Source organism: Lysobacter sp. TAB13, from assembly GCF_052113885.1.
Lineage (GTDB): Bacteria > Pseudomonadota > Gammaproteobacteria > Xanthomonadales > Xanthomonadaceae > Lysobacter > Lysobacter gummosus.
This window is the reverse complement of record NZ_JBFRDR010000034.1, coordinates 21,569-41,806: the sequence shown is the minus strand read 5'-3', so window position 1 is coordinate 41,806 and position 20,238 is coordinate 21,569. Positions and strand designations below refer to the sequence as shown.

Genomic DNA, 20,238 nt, shown 5'->3' with positions numbered 1-20,238 from the left:
GTGGAAACGTCTTGAGGAATCGCTGCATACCATGATCCTCAGGCAGACCGATTCGCTGGCGCTGCAGATGGACAGCTTGAGCTTCGATCGCTACCTGGAGCTGCGGCGCGTCGACAACTATGGCGAGTGGGCCGCCATGATGACCGAGTACGCGATCGACGTAGACATGACCGACGCGCTGGCTGCCGATGAGTCTCTGGTCGCGGTCAGAACCGCGGCCATCGACTCGATCACCCTGGTGAACGATCCCTATTCGTTCCGGAAGGAGATATATATCGCCGACTCGGTCAATTCCGTTTGGTTGTTGATGCACCTGGAAGGGCTTACGCTTCAGGCCGCGCTGGACAAGCTGGCGGTGCTGGTGTCCGACAATGAGCGCAGGCTGATCGCGGCTCGCGACCGGGTGCTGGAGGGGCCGCTGGGAAACGACAGCGATGTGCGCGACTACCTGACGGAACTGGAGCATCTGGCGTCGGGCAATGCGGAGTTTCATGCCATCAGCACGCGCTACCACGGCAAGGACTTCAAAGGGAAACGTTTTATCTCCGGCGAGGTCACTATTATCCCGCTGCCGTCTACCGATGAAGTCGCGGCTGCGGATATCGCGCAGATGCGCGGGCCCGATTGAACCAGGCCGGAGATGCCCGCGTCCTTGGTGGTGCAGGGGCGATGACGCGCATTACGACGCAGCTCGCTCGGACGACACGATTGCGATTCAAGCCAATCTGGCCGGCTTGCTTATAGAGTGGCCGCGCGCAGTTTAGGCGCCGTTCGGGAAGCTGGGAGCGGTTCGACCCGGGTGCTTTCGGGAAGGGCGCGCTGATGAATCGCTCATGGCCACAGACCTTAACCGTAACCCCTATTTCACGCCGGACTGCACGGGCGCTTAGCAAATCGATCGCCAAGATAGCGGTGACACTGACCCGTTGCCATGACGCAACAGGATAAAGCCCTTCGAGAGTTCGGCATGAATCAGCAATCCCGAAGGCTATGACGAAGGCCGAAGTCACCGGCCTTCGCAACTTCCCCCAAGGAGGAACGACATGATTACGCGCATCGTTGGCTTGGCGGTTTTCACTGCAGCTATGGCTGGAGCGACCGCGCTTAACCCCGTGCATGCCGCCGCAGCCGAGACCAAATGTCACATGACATTCAATACCTCGGGCTGGGCGGCCATATACAAACATATCAACGGCGCGGGGCACGTGACTTGCGATAACGGTCAGACTGCGTCCGTCCGAATTCACATCCGCGGCGCTGGACTTACCGCAGGAAAGTACAGCATTGACAACGGCAAGGGTGAGTTCACCAAACTGAAAAACCTCGACGAGATTTACGGAACCTATGCCACGGCCGGCGCGAATGCCGGTGTCGTTAAAAGCGCGGAAGGGTTGGTCATGACCAAGGGCGAGGTGTCATTGGCGGTCAACGGCACCGGACGCGGCTTCAATCTCGGCGTCGACGTGAGCGGTTTTGAGATCGAGCGCGCGAAGTAAGCTCTCGCACGCTGTAGCGAGATAAGAACGGGACGCCGATCAGGCGTCCCGTTTTGTTTTCGTCTTTTGGTCGTGGGCGGACTGGCCCGCGCTATTGACCGCGTAACTTCCGGCTCGTTGAGCCAGCTCCCGCGCCTTCATTGAAGAACATCAGAACATCCGCGAACTGCTCCGCCAGCGACAGATCGCTGTCGGCCAGCCAGCGCATCAGCGCGGACAGATACAGAAAATGCAGATAGTGCGCGAGTTGAGGCGGCGATAAGTCGCGGCGAATTTCGCCGTCGAGCTGGCCGCGTTCGATCAGCATTTCGTAGGCCAGCGCCAAGTCGGACGTCGGCTCTTCGGCGCGCTGCGCCTGTCCGACACTCTCGAACCGGTAACGGATGTAGGGCGCCAGATAGCGGCGATTGAGATCCCACCAACCCGCCGACGCTTCCAGCAGCGTGAGCATCCGGCCGTTGAAGCCGGCACAGCGCATCACTGCCTCCATGAGCGGCGTGAGATCGCTCTTGAGCTGCGCATGCATCTGGTACGCCAGCACCGCTTCCTTTACGGCGAAGTGGTTGTAGAGGGTGCCGCGGGCAACATCGGCGGCGATCGCAATCTGATCCATCGTCACCGCGTCGTAGCCGTGAGTTTCAAACAGCTCGAACGCTGTCTGGGCTATGCGATCGCGCGTGTGTTGTCGCTTGCGTTCCAGGCGGGTCATGGTCGGCGCGCTTGCGCCCTTGTATGAACAGTGTATATATTTGCACATTGTTCAAAAATGATCAAGCGCGCGGTGTACCGCGACTCAAGCCGGATAAACACAATGGCCAGCAACGACGAACCTGTGGTGATCATCGGAGCCGGCTTGGCCGGCCTCAGTGCAGCCGTCCACCTTGCGCGATCGGGACGGAAGGTCACTGTCCTGGAGGCGTCCGACGCCGCCGGCGGATGCTGCTCCACCAGCACGGTGGACGGATTTACCTTCAACAACGGCGCGTTGTACGTAGCCGTGCCTTCCGTGTTGAAGGCGACGTTCGCTCGGTTGGGTATCGATTTCGACAGCGAGTTGTTCCTGGTTCCCATCGCAAATCCCCAGCGGACCGTTCTGGACAACGGCACTGCGATCCATCTTTCAAGCGCAGACGGGTCGTATGTGGAAGGCGCCAACGCGAGGGAAAGGACTGCCAGCCTGCGGCAGGGACTCGACAGGCTGCAAAAGCATTGGGGACCGATCTACCGAACCCTGGTCCGTGATGTTCTGCCCACCGAGCCCTCGTTGCCGCACGTCATCGCCCGCCTGTGGAAATACCTGCCGCGCATGCACGGCAGCGTCGAACGGCTGATATCCAAGTATTTTGCCGATCCTGACGTACAGGCAGCCGTTGCCTCGACGTTGCTCTACACGGGTACGGCGCCTGCGCGCTTGCCCGCCACGCAGATCATCGGCTTCATGGCGCTGCTGGAGGAGGGCTTCCATCTGCCGCGCGGCGGCATGGGCATGATTCCCGCAGCGCTGGTTCGAGCCGCCGAAACGCATTCGGTGTCGATTCGTTATGGACAGCGAGTGAGCAAACTGCGGGTATCCGGCGGAAAAGTGTGCGGTGCTGAATTATCGACTGGCGAATTGATCGAGTCGCGCCATGTCGTCGCTACCTGCTCCGGCTTCGAGTTGGCGACACGTTTGTTGCCGGAAGACGTGGTTCCTGCGGCGTTGTTGAAACGGGCCCGGCGTTCGCCGCTATCGCACCGGGCCATTGCGATACAGATCGGTTGCGACGCCATTGCCGACGACGCTTTCATCGTCAACTACGTTCCGAATATGCGCGATCAGAGGCAGATGCACACGGCGACGCCGGAAGTGCCCCGGTGGCTCTCATTCACCAACCCAACCGCAACGCTTCCGGAACTGGCTCCGGAGAACAAAGCGATCATCGAGTTCTTCGCGCCCGTCAGCGGCATCGCATCGGCGTCGGATTGGAGCCGTGAGCAGACGCAGCGCGCCGTGGAAAACTTCATCGCAGGACTCAGGCAGAAGCTGCCGGCGTTGTCGATCGATACGGTGCGCGTGCTGGACCCGAACACCTTCGCGACAGATCGGAACCTCTACGAAGGCGCCCTGTACGGCATCGCGCCAGGCGCGGCCCCGGGCCAATTCTTTCCCCATTCCACGCGCATCCAAGGCTTGTATCTGGCGGGTCAAACCACTTTTCCGGGCTATGGGGTGCCGTCGGCCATGTTGTCCGGCATCCAGGCTTCGGATGCACTGCTGCGTGATGCAGGTGGTACGCGTCCGCCGTCTCGATCAAGCTGATCGCGACGACTCGGGCCGAAGGTGTAGTTTCCGTTTCGCTTGCCCCAGGTCAAAGGGCTTACGCAGACCGCAATTACAGCTTTCATCCGCTGGCGTGGGCCTAGGGAAGCTTGAACTTACGGGTGGAGCGAAGCGGCCAGATCGAAGTCAATTGCGCGCCGCCCGAAAGGCGGAACGCCGCCGAAACCGCATTCAGCGCGCCCAGCCTTTCCAGAACGTCTTTCGCGCGCCGGAACGAATGGCGAGGGTCGGAAGTGAGCATGAAAAGATTGATCTCTTTTGCGCTGACGTCGAGCCCCTCCAATTCGACGGTGGTGCCTAAGGCCTGTTTCAACTCACCTTCGACTGTGGCGAGGAAGGCTTCGTCCGCCAGCGACTTGCGCCAGAACTTGATGATCAATTGATATTCCATGGCGCGATTGTAGGCCCAACGGAGTCAGGCGGGACCATGAAGGGGAGGGCGTCTGCCCGGGGTGCACCGCCAAAAGAAGGACGCTGATTCTTGTCTGACACCCTACCGAACCATTGGGCTGCTCCTGCGTCTGTGGCGGCAAAGACATATCACCCTGAAGAAATGGCTGCGCGGGCGAGTCTGTTTTGGGACGCAACGAATCGCGATCCCAGGCCGGGCGCAATCGCCCAGGCCCCCGGGGTTGGTGCTTGACAGGTAGATAGGTATGGCTGGACCCTGCGCGGCATGAAAATCGATGTCGAAAAGCTCAGCCTGTCGGAACTGACTTCCCTTCTGAACGCCGCGGAGCGGCGGAGGCGCTTGATAACCAGCCGTCGCCCCATTGCCGTGGTGCGTCGGACAGTGATCGCTCTCGCCGCTCAGAACGGTTATACGATCGACGAACTCTATGGCGATCGGCCGGTAGCTGAGATCGCTGGCAAGAAGCGGGCGCCGCGGCGAAAGGCGAGCAAGGTTGCCGCCAAGTACCGCGACCCGGACAACAAGCGCAACACCTGGTCGGGCCGTGGGCGGATGCCGCGATGGCTGGCGCAGAAGACGAAGCATGGCCGCAGCGTCGCTGATTTCCTGATCCCCGGCCTGGCCAAGCCGACCGCGCGCAAGAACAGTCCAATAGGCCGGCGAACGCTCATCAAGCAGGGCTGACGCAGAATCCTTCAGCCAGGGCCGAGCCGCGAAGCGGCTTCGGCTTGAATAAACTGTCCAATGCCTGCTCAGGCAATTGCGTCGCCGTATGTGCGAACGCCGCGAGAGAACCCGAGTTGAGTACGGCCTCATCAACGATCACTGTGCTGCGTTTCGCACTGCGATGCTGCGTTCAGCACAGTTGGTAAGCACAGGAAAATCCAAGCCACGCACTCCGCGCCACCGGCTTAATAGAGTTAAGCCTGACTACACGCACGAATAGACGTTATGGGTGTGCGCAAATGTGCCGGTCTCACGGTTTGGGAGCCACCTTGATCGCGAGTCCCTCCCTTTCGAACCTTATATAGTTCACGTCACAAGCGGAGTGCTTTTCCGCAACCGCCAAATATCGGCCGATCGGGTCTCGGACTTTATAGAGATCGCCCTTATATCTGCCCAGGTTTTGCGAGCCGAAGTCGTAGCTGCCTGCGGGAATGAACGAGAAGCGCTCGTTGCCGGAGGATCTGGACGGTCGAACGTAGCCATCTGACTGGTACAAGTAATAGCCGGTGTAGCTTCCGCTGACGACCTTGATCTCGCAGGCCAGATACCCGTCCGAGTCCTTGCCACAATTGGTCAGCTCGAAATCGCTGCCGCCTACATTCGTTCTGAGCAGATAGCTGGCGTAGGTTGAGCGTTGAATATTGGCGCATTTTCCATTAACTGGGGCGGCATAGTCGAAGCCACTCGAGTCGGTGGTCGGACTGCTGGGGCTCGGCTCTCCCAGGTTGAGTTTGAAGATATCGCCTTGTTGAATCGCATAGGCACTCATCGGAAAGATCAGCAGCAATGACAGGCAGGACAAGGCCTTCGACAAGCGCAGTGTTTTCATGGTTCATGGCTCCTTAGCCCTTCGGAATGTGAATACCGCTCCGTTTGTGGCGAGCCGCCGTAGCGTCGGCAACAGCTGCGGCCACGCGCCAAGTCAGTTGCAGGTGCCGACCCTCAGATACCCATCGCGGTTGCTGAGCGCCTTAGCATCTAATAACGCCAGTCAAGTCGAAATGAGCGGCCGCAATCCTGAAACGCGGTCGATGCACCGATGTTCAAGGTTGGGAAAACCTAGCCTCGCTCATCGGTTAAAGATGTGATTGCGATCCATAGGTGAGCCTTGGTGGGAGTCGGGCATTTACCTGCGGACGAATTCGCAGCTAGCGCTTCTCTTAACCTTGTCAAGCGCAGCCGCGAAGCGGCTTCGGCTTGAACAAACCGTCCAATGCCTGCTCAGGCAATTGCGTCGCCGTATGTGCGACCGCCGCGAAAGAACCCGAGTTGAGTACGGCCTCATCAACGATCACTGTGCTGCGTTTCGCACTGCGATGATGCGTCCAGCACAGTTGGTAAGCACAAGGAAAATTCAGGGAGACGCTTAGGCTCCGTGAGCTTTTGTGCTTGTCCGTTAAATTCGGTGATCCAATTGGAGTCCGTCTACCCCGTCTCGGAACCGGATCCGAATGGACGGTATATCCAGCAGAACTTGCAGCAGAACTTGTTCGCAAGCCGCGTCGGCTAGGGCTTAGGCAGCCGGCTCGTTCTTCTTGTAATTGCGTTGATGCCAGTTACAGGGCGGCTCGACCGCGGCTGACAGATCTGCAAACCCGCGCGAGTCGCTCAGTTGGTTGCAGTCGAAAAACGTTGGCCCGTTCTATCCACGGATCTATAAATACCCATCCACGATGCCACTAGCGGAGAAACCTTATGGCGGTGAAATCCGAAGACTTATTCGTTGAGATCGAAGATGTGAAATTGTGCTATCGGGTCGGCGGCGACCCATCGCACCCGCCCGTGCTGTTGATCATGGGCCTGAATTCCCAGTTGATCCATTGGCCGCAGCAACTCGTCGACAAGCTGAAAGAGAAACATTGGGTCATCCGCTTCGACAACCGCGACAGCGGCCTGACCCGATGGCGGACCGGGGCGCCGCCCGCCGACGGGTACCGTCTGGTGGACATGGCCGATGACGCCATCCAGTTGCTGGATCACCTCGGGATCGACAAGGCCCATATCGTCGGGGCATCGATGGGCGGCATGATCGCGCAAAGACTGGCGATCAATTATCCCGCGCGAGCGCGTAGCCTGTGCTCGATCATGAGCACCACCGGCAATATCTGGGTCGGATATGCGCAGCCCGGCGTCATCGCGGAGTTGATCAAGGAGCCGCCGTCCGACCCGGAAGGAGCGATCGATCACGTCGCGGCGCTGTACGCTCTTATCGGCTCGGATACTTATGCTGCCGAAGAGGCGCCGCGTCGTCGAGCGCTCGCCGAGGCGGCTTATAAGCGTTCGCTCGATTCGAACGGTGGCCCGGCCCACCCCGGCGGCGGCGCGCGTCAAGTCGGCGCGATCCTGCTCGCAGGCGATCGTACGAAGGAACTCAATGACCTGACCCTGCCGACGCTGGTCATCCACGGCAACGAGGACGCGCTCATCCACATTTCCGGTGGCAAGGCCACGCGTGACGCGATCCCCGGGGCCGAATGGCTGGGGGACCCTGAGAAGGGCGTCGAGGGCATGGGGCACGACCTGCCGCAACCGCTTCTCGATGCGATCACTGCCGGAATCATCGCTCACCTCAAATAGAGTGCGTTCGCGGGCTGGGCTAACGGCGAGTGGCTCAGCCCGCGAAACAACCATCGACCACGTTGGCGACGCCGTCTTTGCAACCGGCTGCCGAGGCGCAGTGCGGTTGCTATTCCTGTCGGCAGCGAGAAGCGATGCCGATCATGTTGGATCCGAAATGATTGAAGCGTTTGAACGTCGTGATCGGATGCCGCATCCTATGTCCGAACCGACTCAGGAAAACCCACGATGCAGCGTCGCGACTTGCTGCGCTTAACGACCTTCTCAGTCTTGCTTGCCGCTGTTGGACGGCTTCCCGCTGCCGAAGCGCAGCCACCTACCGATCTGATGCCCGCGTTCTGGCGCGCATACGACGCCGGGCGCGATGCCAGCGATCGGGTGGAGGCGATCCGCGCCGCGTTCTTCGTGCCCAACGCCGAGCTGTATGCCGGTGCCGGGCTCAAGCCGACCTACGAACGGCTAGCCAGCTGGCTGCCGAAGTTTGACGCCATCGCTGTCGATGCCCGGCGCCTGAGCCACGGGTTCGACGATCACTACAAGCGTCACGTGCAGCATTTCCAGCGGGAGTTTCCGGATTTCCGTCGCGAGCGAGCGCCGATTTACCTGATGCCCTCGCTGTTTATGTTCGACGGCCATTTACAGCCCTGGCAGGGCAAGTTGCCGCTCTTCGTCGGCATTGACGGAATCGTCCGTTATCACGGCGCCGACGCCAATCTGTCGGTGCTGCTTGATCACGAATCCTTCCATCTGTATCACGGACAGCACCTGCCGCAATTGCTGATGGACGAGGCGCCGCCGGTCTACGGTTCGCTGTGGTTGGAGGGTTTAGCCACCTACGTCAGCGAACGCCTGAATCCAGAGGCATCGCTTTTACATGTCCTGCTCGACGACCAGAAGCTCGCCTCCGCCGACGACGCTACAGTGCGCGAACTCGCCGCCAAGCTGCTGGCAGTGATGGACTCCACCGCGCCGGAGGACACCAACCGATTTTTCAGCGCCGGCTACAAGGGGCCAGAACCCGCGCGTGGAGGCTATCTGGTCGGCTTGGCAATCGCCCGCGAGATCGGGCGCGGCCGGCCGCTGGCAGAACTGGCGCGAATCCCGATGCCGGAAGTGCGCGGGTTGATGCAGCAACAGTTACGGGGCTTGGCCGGGCGCGAATCTTGATCGTTAAGGTGATCTGGGGGGTATGCCCTGTGCATCGAATGACGGGAAGCTTCGAAGACAGCGCCTTCTCCTGGCGTTGGCCTTCATTGGAATCCATGAATGAGTAGTGCCGAGCCGCGAAGCGGCTTCGGCGTCAAGACTTAGCATATGCATCCAACCCGCAGTGCGCGCTGATTAAAGCAACCAGAATCAGGGGCGACCAAATCAGTGATGGCTCGAAAATCACGGTCAATAGCGCTACCACTAACCCAGCCGCGCTGACGACTATCGAGACGATGACCGAATTCGCGAATTAAGTCTTCATGCGATGCGGCCGTCCTGAACTGCCAAACTCAATCCGGGCCATTATCGCTACAACGCCAAGCGCTCGCGCAACTCGCGTGACTGCCGCCTCGACACTTCGATCCGGCTGCCGTCCTTGAGTTCCAGTTCGAAGCCGTCGTTGAGCGCCAGATCGATCGCTTTGACCGCGCGCAGGTTCACCAAAGTGTTGCGGTTGGCGCGAAAGAACAACGCCGGGTCCAATCGAGCTTCGAGCGCACTCAGGCTGCGCGCGAGCAGCGCGCATTCGTTGCGGAACCAGACCCGCGCGTAATTGCCATCGACCACGATCCGGCTGATTTCGCGCAGGGCCACGAACCAGCAGCGCTCGCCTTCGCGCAGGAACACCTGATCGTCCGCGCCCAGCAGGCCGCGTGGCGCTGCGCCGAGCCAGGGCGCTTCCGGCAGGCGCGTACGCGCGCGTTGCAGCGCCGCGGCCAGGCGCGAGGAGTCGACCGGCTTGACCAGATAATCCAGCGCATTGGCTTCGAACGCGCGTACCGCGTACTGGTCGTAGGCGGTGGTGAACACCACCAGAGGCACACTGTCCAGCCCGTCGATCACGTCGAAGCCGGTGCCCGACGGCATCTGGATATCCAGCAGCACCAGATCCGGACGTAGGCGCGCGATCGCCGCCTGTGCCGAGGGCACGTCGTCGGCTTCGCCGAGCAGCTCGATGTCCGGCAGATCGGTGAGCAAGGTGCGCAGTTCCTGCCGCGCCAGCCGGGTGTCATCGACGATCAGTACGCGCAACGGGCGAGCGTTCATTGCGGTATCTCCAACTGCGCGGTCACCCGGTTGCCGCGTTGCTTGAGTTCGAAACGTCCGGCGTTGCCGCCGTGGGCCAGGCGGGTGCGCAGATAGGCCAGACCGACCCCGCGTCGCGCCGGCTCGGGATCGATGCGACCGGGATTGCCGACCTCGATATGCAGCCGTCCGTTTTCGCAATGCGCACGCACGCTGAGTTCACCGCCTCCGGGCGTACACGCGATGCCGTGCTTGACCGCGTTCTCGACCAAGAGTTGCAACGCCATCGGCGGCAACCGCGCGCACAACGCATCAGCGTTGATCTCGCGCTGCACGCGCAGGCGATCCTCGTAATGCACCGCTTCGACCGCAAGGTAATCCTCGACCACCGCCAGTTCCTCGGCCAAGCTGGCCTGCTCGCGCTGGCTGTGATCCAGGGCGTGACGCAGGGTATTGGACAGCCGCGTGACCAGTTCGCGCGCGCGCTCGGTGTCCTCGTTGATCAGCGCACGCAGGTTGTTGAGCGCGTTGAACACGAAATGCGGGTTCAGGCGCGCGCGCAATGAATCGAGTTCGAACGCGTTGCGCAACGACTCGGCATTGAGCCGGGCGATCTCGCCTTCGCGATAACGCTGCATCGCCATGGTCCAGCTCCACAACGCAACCCATAGACCCAGCATAAACGCGGTGTTGGCCCAGTACACGAACAGCATCGCCGGGCGGTAGCCGGTCGATTGCGGCAACGACACCCAACTCTGGCTCAGCGCCAGCTTCAGCGTGGGGATCAACAGCAACTGTGCCAAGGCCGCGCCGAGCAGCACGCATAGCAACAAGCGCGCGGCCAGCCGGACCGGCCCGAGTTCGAACCAATGCCGCCGCAACGCGATGCGTCGCATCGCGCCGCCGATAACCCACAGCTCCAGCGATAACAGCACGCTTATCAGAATCGAGCCTGAGCTCATGCCGCCGAATACCATCGCCGCCAGCGTCAGGTTGAACACGGCCAAGCCGGTCCAGAATGCGGCGTCGGCCAGGGCGGTACGCAGTTGCGTTCGCGACATGCGGCGGTTTCCGTCGAGAAAAATAAAACGTCGATAAGACAGGACACGGCCGCGGCGAACCGCGACCGTGGTGGAGCATTACACCAGTGGCGCGATCAGCCGCCGTTGCCGGCGCCGACATCGATGAAGCCGCGCACCTGATCCTGCAGCCACTTCGGGTCGTCCCACATGAGGAAATGGTAACCGGCCTGGCTCAGTTCGATATGCACTCCGTCTAGGGCGGCGTATTGGGCCTTGAAGATGGCGGTGGTCGACTCCTTGGTCGCGCCGTAGCTGGCGTACGCCGCCCACGAGCCGAGCAGCAGGGTCGGCGTCTTGATCTTCGCCAACTGCGGACGCAGGTCGGTGACCATCATTTCGTACATCGCCTGCGCGGTGGTGGCGCGGTCGCTGGCCTCGCCCCATTGGACCAGGATGGCCTCGCGCTTTTCGTCCAGGCTCATGCCCTTGACCGCCTTGGCGACGCCGAGACGGTAAGTTTCGGCATCCTGTTCGATCATCCGCTTGCGCATCGCCTCGGCCATCGGCTTGACCGACTCGACGGTCGCGACCGGGTTCTGCAATGCGCCCAGGAACGCCAGCGAGTCCACTATCACCAGACGATCGATCGCCTTGGGCTGTTCAATCGCCATCTCCAACGCGATGAACCCGCCCAGGCTATGCCCCATCACCGCCGGCTTGGCCAGCTTCCGGTCCTTGATGTAGGCCAGCAGACGGTCGCGCATCGAATCGACGAAACGATCGGTCTTGACCGCCGGCGCGCCGGCGAAACCGGGCAACTGCACGATGTGGCATTGCACATGGTCCGCCTGCAGAGCCGCGCAGGTCTCGCGCCAGGTTTCGCCGGCGCTGTTGAGTCCCGGAATCATCAGCACCGGCCGGCCCTCGCCGACGACCTCGACCGACAAGTCCTGGAACTGCACGATCTTGGCTTGTGCGCCGCCGGCCGAGATCAACACAGCGGCGGCCAACGCGATACGACGCAGCAAACGCGAACGGGATAGCGGATTCATCGAAGGGCTCCAGAGTCTGGGTGGTGGATACACCTTGCCCGGTTCCCCGCGCCGCCTCGGCGGATAAATGGCGAGCGGCCGCGGCGGCTGGCGAGCGGCTTGAGGGCAGGAGGAACGGTGGGGCGATCCTCGCCATTGCGCGTCGCCTATACCGCCGCTGCGATGCGCATCGCGGCAGGTCAGCTCGATACGCGGCTCAATCGTCCCGCTGCCGCAACGACCAAACCGGATTAGGCGACCGACGAATCTGCTTAGTCTGATCGTTTAGAAGCGCTTCGTCTTGACCAAACTGGGATCGGCCCAGCTAGCAGTCTCGACAAGATTGGAAGGTGATCAAGACGTCCAGAGGGGCGCTGCGGCAACTTCGCTTCGGGTCCACTTTCGGCCAAAAGCGGACATCAGAAGGAGCGACAACATCCCAGTCGTTAGTTAAGGGGTAGCTCGATCCCATCCCGGAGAACTGGAAGTCCTAGCAAATCTCTCGTACGTCTAATCGTGTCCATGATCTCAGCCTCAAATCCGTTACCCAGTTCCAGGCATCTCATGAGTTCGGCGGCGCGGCGCCTAATTTCAATGGCCCAAGACCTATCATCTGGATTAGACATCACATCAGCAAAAGACCGCCTGCTTTGGTCTGTTGCTCCAGCCATGCCTGCGGACACGGCAAGATGGTACTGATCCCATATCGAGATTGATGACTTAGCCGCGAGCCAGGCCTGCACATGCGAAGGCGATGGATAGCGATCGCGTAGGGCTATTACCTCCTGCCTCGCCCGTTTCGCCAGCTCGTCTGCTACTGACGCAAACTGCTCATCGTTTACGAACGAATGGAAGTTCTCAACTCTATCTCCGGCATCGAACGACAAGTAGTCCTTTTCGTACCAAAGCCAACACGCGCCTACGTTCAAGTAGCTCCCTCTAGCCCAGGATGACGGCTGGAACTCGACAACCCCCACCCACCAGGTCCGATCATCAAGCCAAGTTCTAGAGCGCCCCTTCTGCACGCAGCCAATAGGGCGAAGGGCTGCTTTGGCGGCCGCATTGATCAAGCGCGAATGCTGAAGTGTCTTCATTAGAGGCCCATTTTACGAATCGCGAATGTCCGCTTTAGCTCCGGCCCCATGACCGTTAACGGCCAGAAGCGGGCGCCAGCGAACGTCTGAAACGAGTGGAGTTGCGAAGCGGCTTCGGCTTGATTGACTTGTCAGGCCGCATCCACTTGTGCAAAACGCGGAAGACTTGAGTCCGCGAGGACATGATTGCAATCCCATCGTCGGCGCCAAAGCTGGTGCCGAGCGATTCTCCCGACGCAGAACCGAGGAGAACGACAGCCTCAACATTGAGTATGGTCGCTCGGGATCGGGCGGCCCACTCGTTGATTCTCTCCAGCAGGTCTTGAGCGCTTTCATACTTCCCCGTAAAGGCGAGAGCGGGTGTCTTGTCTTCTGGCGTGAAGTCTTTGAATTGGCCAGTCACTTTAAGAGTTGCGATTGTTTGTGGTCCGCGGCCTCATTTGAGTTCGTAATTGAGTAGCACAAGGCCGCTTTTGTATGGCGTCGCTCCTATGAGCTTGAACTGTTGCGAGTCCGCGAGTCCGCTGAATATTGATTTGCCTTTTCCAGCAGCGATAGGGTTAACGAACAAGTGAAACTCATCAATGAGCTTATTCTCAACCAAGGAGGCAACGAACGAAACGCCTCCATATACGATGATGTCATTCTTATTCGTGGCTTTTAATCGTTCTATTGCCTCTACGATATCTCCGCTTTCGATGGAGGTATTATTCCATTCGGGCTTGTCAAGCGTTCTTGAAAAAACGACCTTCCTCGCCGCAGCGATCCGTTTGGCAACTTCATACCATGAGCCGCCAGGTTGGGCGGCTGCAGAATCCCAGTAAGGGATGAAGTCGGTAGCAGTCTTCCTGCCGATAACAATCGTATCCGCGCTATCGAACAGATCGCGGGAATAATCCCTGATTTCATCCCATGCCAGATCGTCGTTTGGGCCGGTCGAGTCAAAACCGTCGGTGGTAATCTGCATTTGTAGCTTTAGTCTGCTCATGGCGTTGCTCCAGTAGTCATCGAGGGGGCGGCCTGTTTTCGGCATCCTTCTGGCCGACGAATGAGGTAGGTCCAGATCGACAGCTGCTACAGCAATTGAATGCGTCACTGGTCAGAGCAAGGAGCGAACGCTCGCAGCTGTCAGGTGGCCGCCCATGAGGCCTAACACCTGAATTGAGCCGAGCCGTGAAGCGGCTTCGGCTCCCCTGGTGCACCAACCGGTAATGCTATCTAGCTTTGCAGGTTATTGCCGCCTAGCTACGAAGTAGCCTTCACATCGGCACCCGTCACAAGTAGTGTCAAGTAGCGCTCGATGCATGGGTGAGCATTTCACTGAGTGCGCGATCGAGCGAGGATGCGGAAACGCCAAGAGTTTGTTGGGTGAGCGCTGCATCCATGACGAAAGGCTGCTCGAACATATAGAGCATCTCGGAAATCTCGGCCATGATTGAGTCGTCTCGACCGATTTTCTCTACTTCCGCTGAGTTCATCCTGATCAGATGCAGCGGGTCAATGCCTGCCAGCTGCGAGAGTCGGAAGGTTACCTCTCTTGCGGACTCGTTGCTCACCGGAGGGACATGCCACGCACGACCCCAAGCAGCATCGTTTAATGCGGCGGCAATCAGGGTGCGCGCAGCGTCTTCCGTGTAGGTCCAGCTATGCTCAACATCTAGATTGGCTGGATAAGCTATCGGCTCCCGACTTGTGAGCCGAGGCAAAATTGTTAACGTGTAGAGAGAACCGGCGTTTGCGCCCAAAAAGTCGCTCGCACGGACTTCGGCTACACGCACTCGGCCCGAGTGATGTGCGGTCATTGCGTCCGCCCACATTTTTGCGCGAACGCGCCCCTTGATGGATGTTGGCGCGATTGGCGAACTCTCAGTGATAGGTTCTGCAGATGGTTCGTATCCATAGCAGTTTCCGAGCATGACGTAGTTAGCGCCGCTGCGTTCGGCGGCGGCCAAAAGCGAGCTCCCAAGCGGGGGAAAGAGCTTCGGCCAGCTATCGTATGGCGGCATGGCGCAGTTAAACAACGTCTGTGCGCCAGCTGCGAGCATGGACATAAAATTTGCGTCGCTCGCATCGCCGGACACGTATTTGACTCCAGCGGGCGTTGCTACATTAGCGCGACGCGATACCAGCGTAACCTCGTGGCCGGCTTCAGCCAGTAGGCGTGCGGTGGCGACTCCGGTGGCACCTGCACCGACAACAATATTCTTCATCTGATTTCTCGCGGTTATTGGAGAAATCCACTGTGAATGCGCTGGCAGCGGTAATCTAGCGGCCAGAAAGACAGGTGTCGTGAGGTTCTGGCCATGCTCCGTGTTGCCGTAGTCGCTGTGCCTCCTGTGACGGCCTTTGATTTGGCCATCCCGGATCTAGTGCTTGGCCATACCGTTGTCGACGGTGCTCCGGGCTACGAGGTCCTGGTTTGCACTGCGCAGCCAGGTCCGATAAAGGTGGATGGTGGCTTCGACATCGTCGTTCGCCACGGGCTAGAAATGCTGCACGGAGCCGACATAGTGATAGTCACAGGCACCGGTGCTCGAGAGAACGCCAGTCCGGCCGTGCTGTCATCACTTCAGCAAGCTGCTGCAAATGGGAAGCGAATTGCGTCGATCTGCACGGGAGCCTTCGTACTGGCGCAAGCGGGCCTCTTGGATGGCCGATCCGCTACCACCTACTGGCTGTATTCGGCCGAGCTCAAAGATCGCTTTCCTAGCATCGATGTTCGTCCCGATGTCCTTTATGTAGAGGACGACGGAATCTTCACCTCGGCAGGGCTCGCGGCTGGCATCGACCTTTGTCTGCACCTTGTCCGGAGCGACTACGGCGCCGCAGTGGCCAACGTCGTCGCCAGGTTGGCCGTAGTTGCGCCTGTAAGGCCAGGCGGACAAGCTCAGTTCATTCAAACCCCAGTGCCAAAAGAGGAAGGAGCTTCGTTAGCTTCGACTCGGGCTTGGGCACTTCGGCATTTGGACAAGCCGCTGGCATTGGGAGACTTAGCTGCTCACGCGAGCATTAGCATCCGCAGTCTCACCCGGAACTTTCAATCAGAGACCGGAGCCAGTCCACTTCAGTGGCTCCTGCAGCGCAGACTGGATCGTGCAAGAGAGCTGCTAGAGACTACTGACCTGCCAATGGATCGGGTCGCCGAACACTGCGGATTGGGCAGCGCGGATTCATTGCGCCAGCACTTCCGGCGGCGCTTTAGCATCTCTCCCACTACTTATAGGGGCGCGTTTAGTAGGCGTAACCATCCATCTTAGAACGCTGGAAGCTACTGGTTGGATGGTGGCGGCGAGTCACAACTTCCTGGGCAGTCCACAACGGCTGAAGCGGATATCGCCGTCGGGAGGAACCATACAGGGCTGGAAATTTTCATAGAGACCCAACCCATGACTAAGCTGCGCCGCGAAGCGGCTTCGGCTTGAATGAACTGTTAGGCGTCACGCCCGGGAGGCTCATTGCGGTCATACCAGTTCTCCGAATGAACCTCACCGACTGCATCATCAAGCGCCTTACGCAAAAGAGCGGCTGGTATTTGCACAGCAATGTCGCCCACATATACCTGGACCCACAGCGCCTCGTCGTGCTCATCTGCAAGAATGGTTACCAGCTGGTGCTCCGGTCCATCAATTGTTGCCGATACCTCAAGGCGCATCCCACCGACGACAACGGATGCCCAATCAGTCCGCAGCTCTGGTCGCGAGAATTTTTCCATGTGACGCCTCATCCCTGAATTAAGCCGAGCCGCGAAGCGGCTTCGGCCTGACTCTGACATAGATCCGCATCCTCATCCGTCGGGACGGGCGGTTTTGACTCTGCTTTGCCGCTCACATTGCCTGACCGTTCCCACCCGAAGATGACAGAAGATCCGCAACCCGCTTTGCCGTCACCTTCGCTGATGCCGGATTTTGGCCGGTTATCAGGCGGCCATCGACGACAGCATTCGGAACGAAGGGTAGAAACGCCTTCTCGTATCTTGCGCCGCGCCGCTTCATCTCTTCTTCGGCGTTGTACGGCATGTCCTTCGCAACGCCGGCGAGTACTTCCTCCCGCCAGGAGAAGCCAGTGACCTTGCGCCCTGCGACCAGTAGCGAGCCATCGGACAGCATCGTGTTCAGCAGGCCGCAGTAGCCATGGCATACCGCAGAGACGATCCCGCCGCGCTCGTAGATGTCCCGAGTGATGCGTTGAAGTCCGATGCTGCCCGGGAAGTCCCACATCACCGCGTGTCCACCGGTGAAATAGATCACGTCGAAATCCGCGGGGTCGATCTCATCGGGGGAGGCGGTGTTCGATAGCAAGGCCATCCGATTCGGGTCGTTGAGCCATGCCTTGGCGGAGGCATCCAGGAGGGGCCATTTGAGAGCGCGGGGTTCGAGCGGCGATACGCCGCCCTTCGGACTCACGATGCGCTGCTCATACCCTTTCTCCTCGAAGAGATCGTAGGCATGGGTCAGTTCCGACAGCCATAAACCCGTTGGGAGGGACGGATCGTCATAGTGGGCGATGTTGCTGACGACATGGAGGATGCGTCGGGTCATGTGCGATGGTTCCTCTTCATGGGCGGGGCTGCGCGCAGGCGTGCAAACGGCGCCAGGAACAGCAATTGAACGCTGCTGGTCCGGTAGTAGAAATGGGGCGACCAAGCTGGGCCGATGCGGGTCGCCACCATCGATTTCGGGATGCGGCGGAAGAACTCGATAATGCCCGCGGCCGGATCCTGGGCCACCTCATCCAGATCCGGACTCATGCGGAATCGGTCGTAATACCCGCTCGACGGCACAAGTACCTTATGTATTCCGAACTCGACTTCCGTGAATTCCTGTTCCACCGTCGGCGCCTCGTCAATTACCCGACTCGTAGGCTAGGGTTCAACCACGGTTGAAGGTCAAGGCCGTGGACGCTGTCTCAGCCATCACGAGCCGGCTTGCGACGAGATGCCACCACGCCCTTGCTGCGCAGTCGGTCCAACACCCGTGTCCGGTTGTCCTCGCAGTCGATGCTGTCCGGCCGATTCTCGATGCTGTCGATGGCGACCAGCAATTGCGCCTTGTTCTGCTTCAGGCGCTTCTGCAACACCTCGACCTCGGCGACCTTGGCTTTAAGCGCCATCAGCAATTTCTCGTGATCCCAACTGCCATCGCCGAGAGGGAGCAGGTGACGAATCTGCTCCAGTGAGAAGCCGGCGCGTTGGGCGCTGTCGATGGTTTCCAGCACCGAGGCCGCCTCGGGCGGGTAATCGCGATAACCGTTGGCTTGACGTGCCACCGCACGGAGCAGGCCAGCACTCTCGTAGAAGCGGATGCGAGACGCTGTCAGGCCAGTGAGTTTCGACAATTCACCAATCTTCATACCGCACATCGGAAGCGCGTTGACATTAAAGTCAACTTTAGGCTTACGGTGTCGGGCCGGTCAAGCAGGATGGTCATGGAGCCTCGTTCGGCGCGGAGCCTCCGCCAAGATGCAAGAGAAAACTATGCAAACGATATTGGGCGCGAACGGCCAGATCGCCGTGGAACTGGCGCGCGAGTTGCAAGGTAATTACACCAGCGACTTGCGGCTGGTCAGCCGCAATCCGCGGAAGGTCAACGATACCGATACCGTGGTGTCCGCCGATCTCCTCGATCCCAGGCAGACAGCTAAGGCGGTTGAGGGCAGCAACATCGTCTATTTCACGGCGGGCCTGCCGCCGGATACCGAATTGTGGGAGAAGCAGTTCCCCACGATGCTGAGGAACGCCCTCGACGCCTGCCGGGCAGCGGGTGCGAAGTTCGCCTACTTCGACAACACCTACATGTATCCGCAGGACGGCCGGCTGCTGACTGAGGAGACGGCTTTCGCGCCGGTCGGTCGCAAGGGCCGGGTGCGCGCGCGCATGGCAACTATGGTGTTGGAGGAAATGATCCGCGGCGACATTCCGGTACTCATTGGTCGCGCGCCGGAGTTCTACGGTCCGGGCAAGACTCAGAGCTTCACCAATGCCCTCATCACCGACAAGTTGAAAGCAGGCAAGTCGCCACGCGTTCCGATACGCGACGACACCAAGCGCACGCTGATCTGGACCCCGGACGCGAGTCGGGGGCTGGCTGCGCTTGGAAACGCGCCCGATGCTTACAGCCAGACTTGGCACCTGCCTTGCTGCGACGTTCGACCGACATACAAGCAGTTCGTCGCCATGGCCTGCGAGGCGTTCGACAGGCCAATGTCTTACAAGGTCATCGGGAAATGGGCCTTCGCCATTGCGGGCATCTTCTCGCCGGAAGTGAGGGAAATCCGGGAACTGCTCCCGCGTTACGAGCAGGCCAACCTGTTTGATTCAAGCAAGTTCAAGCACCGGTTCCCTGAGTTCGAGGTCATGATGTATCGAGAAGGGATCAATCTGATCCGCCGGAGTGCGGGCTAAGCCGGGAATCCGCTAATGGCCGATAGCGGACAGTCGAGCGACGGAACAAGCCGGCCGTGTATGCCTTATCTCTAGAATCGATACTGCTCCAACTCCAATGCCGGCTGAGGTGCTGGCCCCGAGCACATCGGGCGACAGTTGGCGAGAACGGGACTGTCGAGCGCGACGGGGGACGCTCGTACCACTCGGGACGGATTAGGTGCGCAGGGCGCGGCAGGCGTCAGGCGCCTGCGCTCGCCGCGTCTATTGCACCAAGCGGCTAGTCGGCGCTGCACGCCAGGGGGCCGCCATCGAGGTTGCCTATTGTTTCTCGATGTGACCCGATGTGATTGAAAACCGGAGCCGTGGGCACCGTAAATTCCGCCGTCAGCCGCAGCGCTCAAGCCGAGCCGCGAAGCGGCTTCGGCTTGAATGCCCGTCCGCCATGGTGTGGTCTAGGAGCGAGCCTTTGAAAGTCCACTCTGAACCCTGTCTCCCACCGTCCGCTCAACCTCGCTGCTTTAAATTGGCGTCAAGGGCAGCCAGTGCAAGCAGGTAAGGACGAGTAGCCATTGGGCGAAGGCTTTCGATCCATGCGATCAAGATCGGCTTATGGATGTGAATGAGTGGGTCACTGCCTATGATGGAATTAATCGACTCCAGCGCTGCCTCCGCCACCTCGTTGCCGTGGCCTATCGCAGCCTTCATCAGCCAGTCGAGCGAGTCCCTCGTCGGAAGCTCGCCTAATGCGTCGGCGCATCGGACAAGCCAATCCGTCGGCCGGCTGGGTGCCGCGTCTCCGAGTTCGATCCAATCCCGTGCTTTGAAGGCACTCAGGATCTCAATGCAGTCGTTGATTCCTAGCTCGGACCAGTAGCCATGGTTGGTGTCTTTACTTAGTTCGGCATCGAGCTGGCTAAACACGAAAGGCTCCTGGACATATTGT

Annotated in this window: 21 protein-coding genes; 8 read left to right on the top strand and 13 right to left on the bottom strand. The window is 59.9% G+C overall.

Annotated elements, in window-relative coordinates; genetic code table 11:
* Together AB4Y92_RS24300 and AB4Y92_RS24295 are read left to right on the top strand one after the other, a co-directional pair.
* On the top strand, positions 1 to 628 hold a 628-nt coding region (locus tag AB4Y92_RS24300), incomplete at its 5' end, for a terpene synthase family protein (RefSeq protein WP_441821962.1).
* Positions 629 to 1,043: 415 nt separating this feature from the next.
* Positions 1,044 to 1,496, top strand: a complete 453-nt coding sequence (locus tag AB4Y92_RS24295; RefSeq protein ID WP_441821961.1) for a hypothetical protein — start codon at positions 1,044 to 1,046, stop codon at positions 1,494 to 1,496.
* Between the two features lie 91 nt (positions 1,497 to 1,587).
* Here the strand turns inward: AB4Y92_RS24295 and AB4Y92_RS24290 are convergent, their stop codons facing one another.
* Positions 1,588 to 2,205: a TetR/AcrR family transcriptional regulator gene (locus AB4Y92_RS24290; protein ID WP_441821960.1), complete on the bottom strand. Its 618-nt coding sequence runs from the start codon at positions 2,203 to 2,205 to the stop codon at positions 1,588 to 1,590.
* Between the two features lie 102 nt (positions 2,206 to 2,307).
* Here AB4Y92_RS24290 and AB4Y92_RS24285 point away from each other — a divergent pair, with 102 nt between their 5' ends.
* Entirely contained in the window at positions 2,308 to 3,795 is a 1,488-nt protein-coding gene (locus AB4Y92_RS24285; protein WP_441821959.1) for a phytoene desaturase family protein, read from the top strand.
* 100 nt (positions 3,796 to 3,895) lie between these two features.
* Here AB4Y92_RS24285 and AB4Y92_RS24280 read toward each other — a convergent pair whose 3' ends face one another.
* Positions 3,896 to 4,207, bottom strand: a complete 312-nt coding sequence (locus tag AB4Y92_RS24280) for a hypothetical protein (RefSeq protein ID WP_441821958.1) — start codon at positions 4,205 to 4,207, stop codon at positions 3,896 to 3,898.
* A gap of 285 nt (positions 4,208 to 4,492) precedes the next feature.
* On the opposite strand from AB4Y92_RS24280, the gene AB4Y92_RS24275 reads away from it, so the two are divergent.
* Positions 4,493 to 4,912: an H-NS histone family protein gene (locus AB4Y92_RS24275; RefSeq protein ID WP_441821957.1), complete on the top strand. Its 420-nt coding sequence runs from the start codon at positions 4,493 to 4,495 to the stop codon at positions 4,910 to 4,912.
* 292 nt (positions 4,913 to 5,204) lie between these two features.
* Here AB4Y92_RS24275 and AB4Y92_RS24270 read toward each other — a convergent pair whose 3' ends face one another.
* A complete protein-coding gene (locus AB4Y92_RS24270) occupies positions 5,205 to 5,783 on the bottom strand; it encodes a hypothetical protein (RefSeq protein WP_441821956.1) in 579 nt (192 codons plus the stop codon).
* 866 nt (positions 5,784 to 6,649) lie between these two features.
* On the opposite strand from AB4Y92_RS24270, the gene AB4Y92_RS24265 reads away from it, so the two are divergent.
* Both AB4Y92_RS24265 and AB4Y92_RS24260 read left to right on the top strand, forming a co-directional pair.
* Positions 6,650 to 7,531, top strand: a complete 882-nt coding sequence (locus tag AB4Y92_RS24265) for an alpha/beta fold hydrolase (RefSeq protein WP_441821955.1) — start codon at positions 6,650 to 6,652, stop codon at positions 7,529 to 7,531.
* A gap of 228 nt (positions 7,532 to 7,759) precedes the next feature.
* The gene (locus AB4Y92_RS24260; RefSeq protein ID WP_441821954.1) at positions 7,760 to 8,698 is read left to right on the top strand and encodes a hypothetical protein; all 939 of its coding nucleotides are present in this window, start codon (positions 7,760 to 7,762) and stop codon (positions 8,696 to 8,698) included.
* 351 nt (positions 8,699 to 9,049) lie between these two features.
* Here the strand turns inward: AB4Y92_RS24260 and AB4Y92_RS24255 are convergent, their stop codons facing one another.
* The 5 genes from AB4Y92_RS24255 to AB4Y92_RS24235 all read right to left on the bottom strand — a co-directional run bounded on the left by AB4Y92_RS24255 (position 9,050) and on the right by AB4Y92_RS24235 (position 15,123).
* Positions 9,050 to 9,787, bottom strand: coding sequence for a LytR/AlgR family response regulator transcription factor (locus tag AB4Y92_RS24255; RefSeq protein WP_441821953.1), 738 nt, complete (start codon positions 9,785 to 9,787; stop codon positions 9,050 to 9,052).
* Complete coding sequence (locus tag AB4Y92_RS24250) at positions 9,784 to 10,827, bottom strand: sensor histidine kinase (RefSeq protein ID WP_441821952.1); 1,044 nt, start codon at positions 10,825 to 10,827, stop codon at positions 9,784 to 9,786. The genes AB4Y92_RS24255 and AB4Y92_RS24250 overlap by 4 nt, the downstream gene beginning before the upstream one ends.
* Positions 10,828 to 10,922: 95 nt before the next feature.
* Entirely contained in the window at positions 10,923 to 11,840 is a 918-nt protein-coding gene (locus tag AB4Y92_RS24245; RefSeq protein ID WP_441821951.1) for an alpha/beta fold hydrolase, read from the bottom strand.
* A 1,509-nt stretch (positions 11,841 to 13,349) separates the two neighbouring features.
* Positions 13,350 to 13,901 (bottom strand): dihydrofolate reductase family protein, encoded by a 552-nt coding sequence (locus AB4Y92_RS24240; protein ID WP_441821950.1) that lies wholly within the window; start codon positions 13,899 to 13,901, stop codon positions 13,350 to 13,352.
* A 298-nt stretch (positions 13,902 to 14,199) separates the two neighbouring features.
* Entirely contained in the window at positions 14,200 to 15,123 is a 924-nt protein-coding gene (locus AB4Y92_RS24235) for an FAD-dependent oxidoreductase (RefSeq protein WP_441821949.1), read from the bottom strand.
* Between the two features lie 93 nt (positions 15,124 to 15,216).
* Here AB4Y92_RS24235 and AB4Y92_RS24230 point away from each other — a divergent pair, with 93 nt between their 5' ends.
* On the top strand, positions 15,217 to 16,170 hold the full coding sequence (locus tag AB4Y92_RS24230; protein WP_441821948.1) for a GlxA family transcriptional regulator: 954 nt from the start codon (positions 15,217 to 15,219) through the stop codon (positions 16,168 to 16,170).
* Positions 16,171 to 16,343: 173 nt separating this feature from the next.
* Here the strand turns inward: AB4Y92_RS24230 and AB4Y92_RS24225 are convergent, their stop codons facing one another.
* The 4 genes from AB4Y92_RS24225 to AB4Y92_RS24210 form a co-directional block, all read right to left on the bottom strand.
* Complete coding sequence (locus tag AB4Y92_RS24225; RefSeq protein WP_441821947.1) at positions 16,344 to 16,625, bottom strand: hypothetical protein; 282 nt, start codon at positions 16,623 to 16,625, stop codon at positions 16,344 to 16,346.
* Positions 16,626 to 16,737: 112 nt separating this feature from the next.
* Positions 16,738 to 17,451 carry a type 1 glutamine amidotransferase domain-containing protein gene (locus AB4Y92_RS24220; protein ID WP_441821946.1) on the bottom strand — a complete coding sequence of 238 codons (714 nt, stop codon included), beginning with the start codon at positions 17,449 to 17,451 and terminating at the stop codon, positions 16,738 to 16,740.
* Positions 17,448 to 17,741 carry a hypothetical protein gene (locus tag AB4Y92_RS24215; RefSeq protein ID WP_441821945.1) on the bottom strand — a complete coding sequence of 98 codons (294 nt, stop codon included), beginning with the start codon at positions 17,739 to 17,741 and terminating at the stop codon, positions 17,448 to 17,450. Before AB4Y92_RS24215 ends, AB4Y92_RS24220 begins: the two co-directional genes overlap by 4 nt.
* Positions 17,742 to 17,818: 77 nt before the next feature.
* Positions 17,819 to 18,262, bottom strand: a complete 444-nt coding sequence (locus AB4Y92_RS24210; RefSeq protein WP_441821944.1) for a MerR family transcriptional regulator — start codon at positions 18,260 to 18,262, stop codon at positions 17,819 to 17,821.
* Between the two features lie 124 nt (positions 18,263 to 18,386).
* On the opposite strand from AB4Y92_RS24210, the gene AB4Y92_RS24205 reads away from it, so the two are divergent.
* The gene (locus tag AB4Y92_RS24205; RefSeq protein ID WP_441821943.1) at positions 18,387 to 19,313 is read left to right on the top strand and encodes an NAD(P)H-binding protein; all 927 of its coding nucleotides are present in this window, start codon (positions 18,387 to 18,389) and stop codon (positions 19,311 to 19,313) included.
* Between the two features lie 486 nt (positions 19,314 to 19,799).
* Here the strand turns inward: AB4Y92_RS24205 and AB4Y92_RS24200 are convergent, their stop codons facing one another.
* Entirely contained in the window at positions 19,800 to 20,216 is a 417-nt protein-coding gene (locus AB4Y92_RS24200; protein ID WP_441821942.1) for a hypothetical protein, read from the bottom strand.
* Between the last annotated feature and the right edge of the window lie 22 nt (positions 20,217 to 20,238).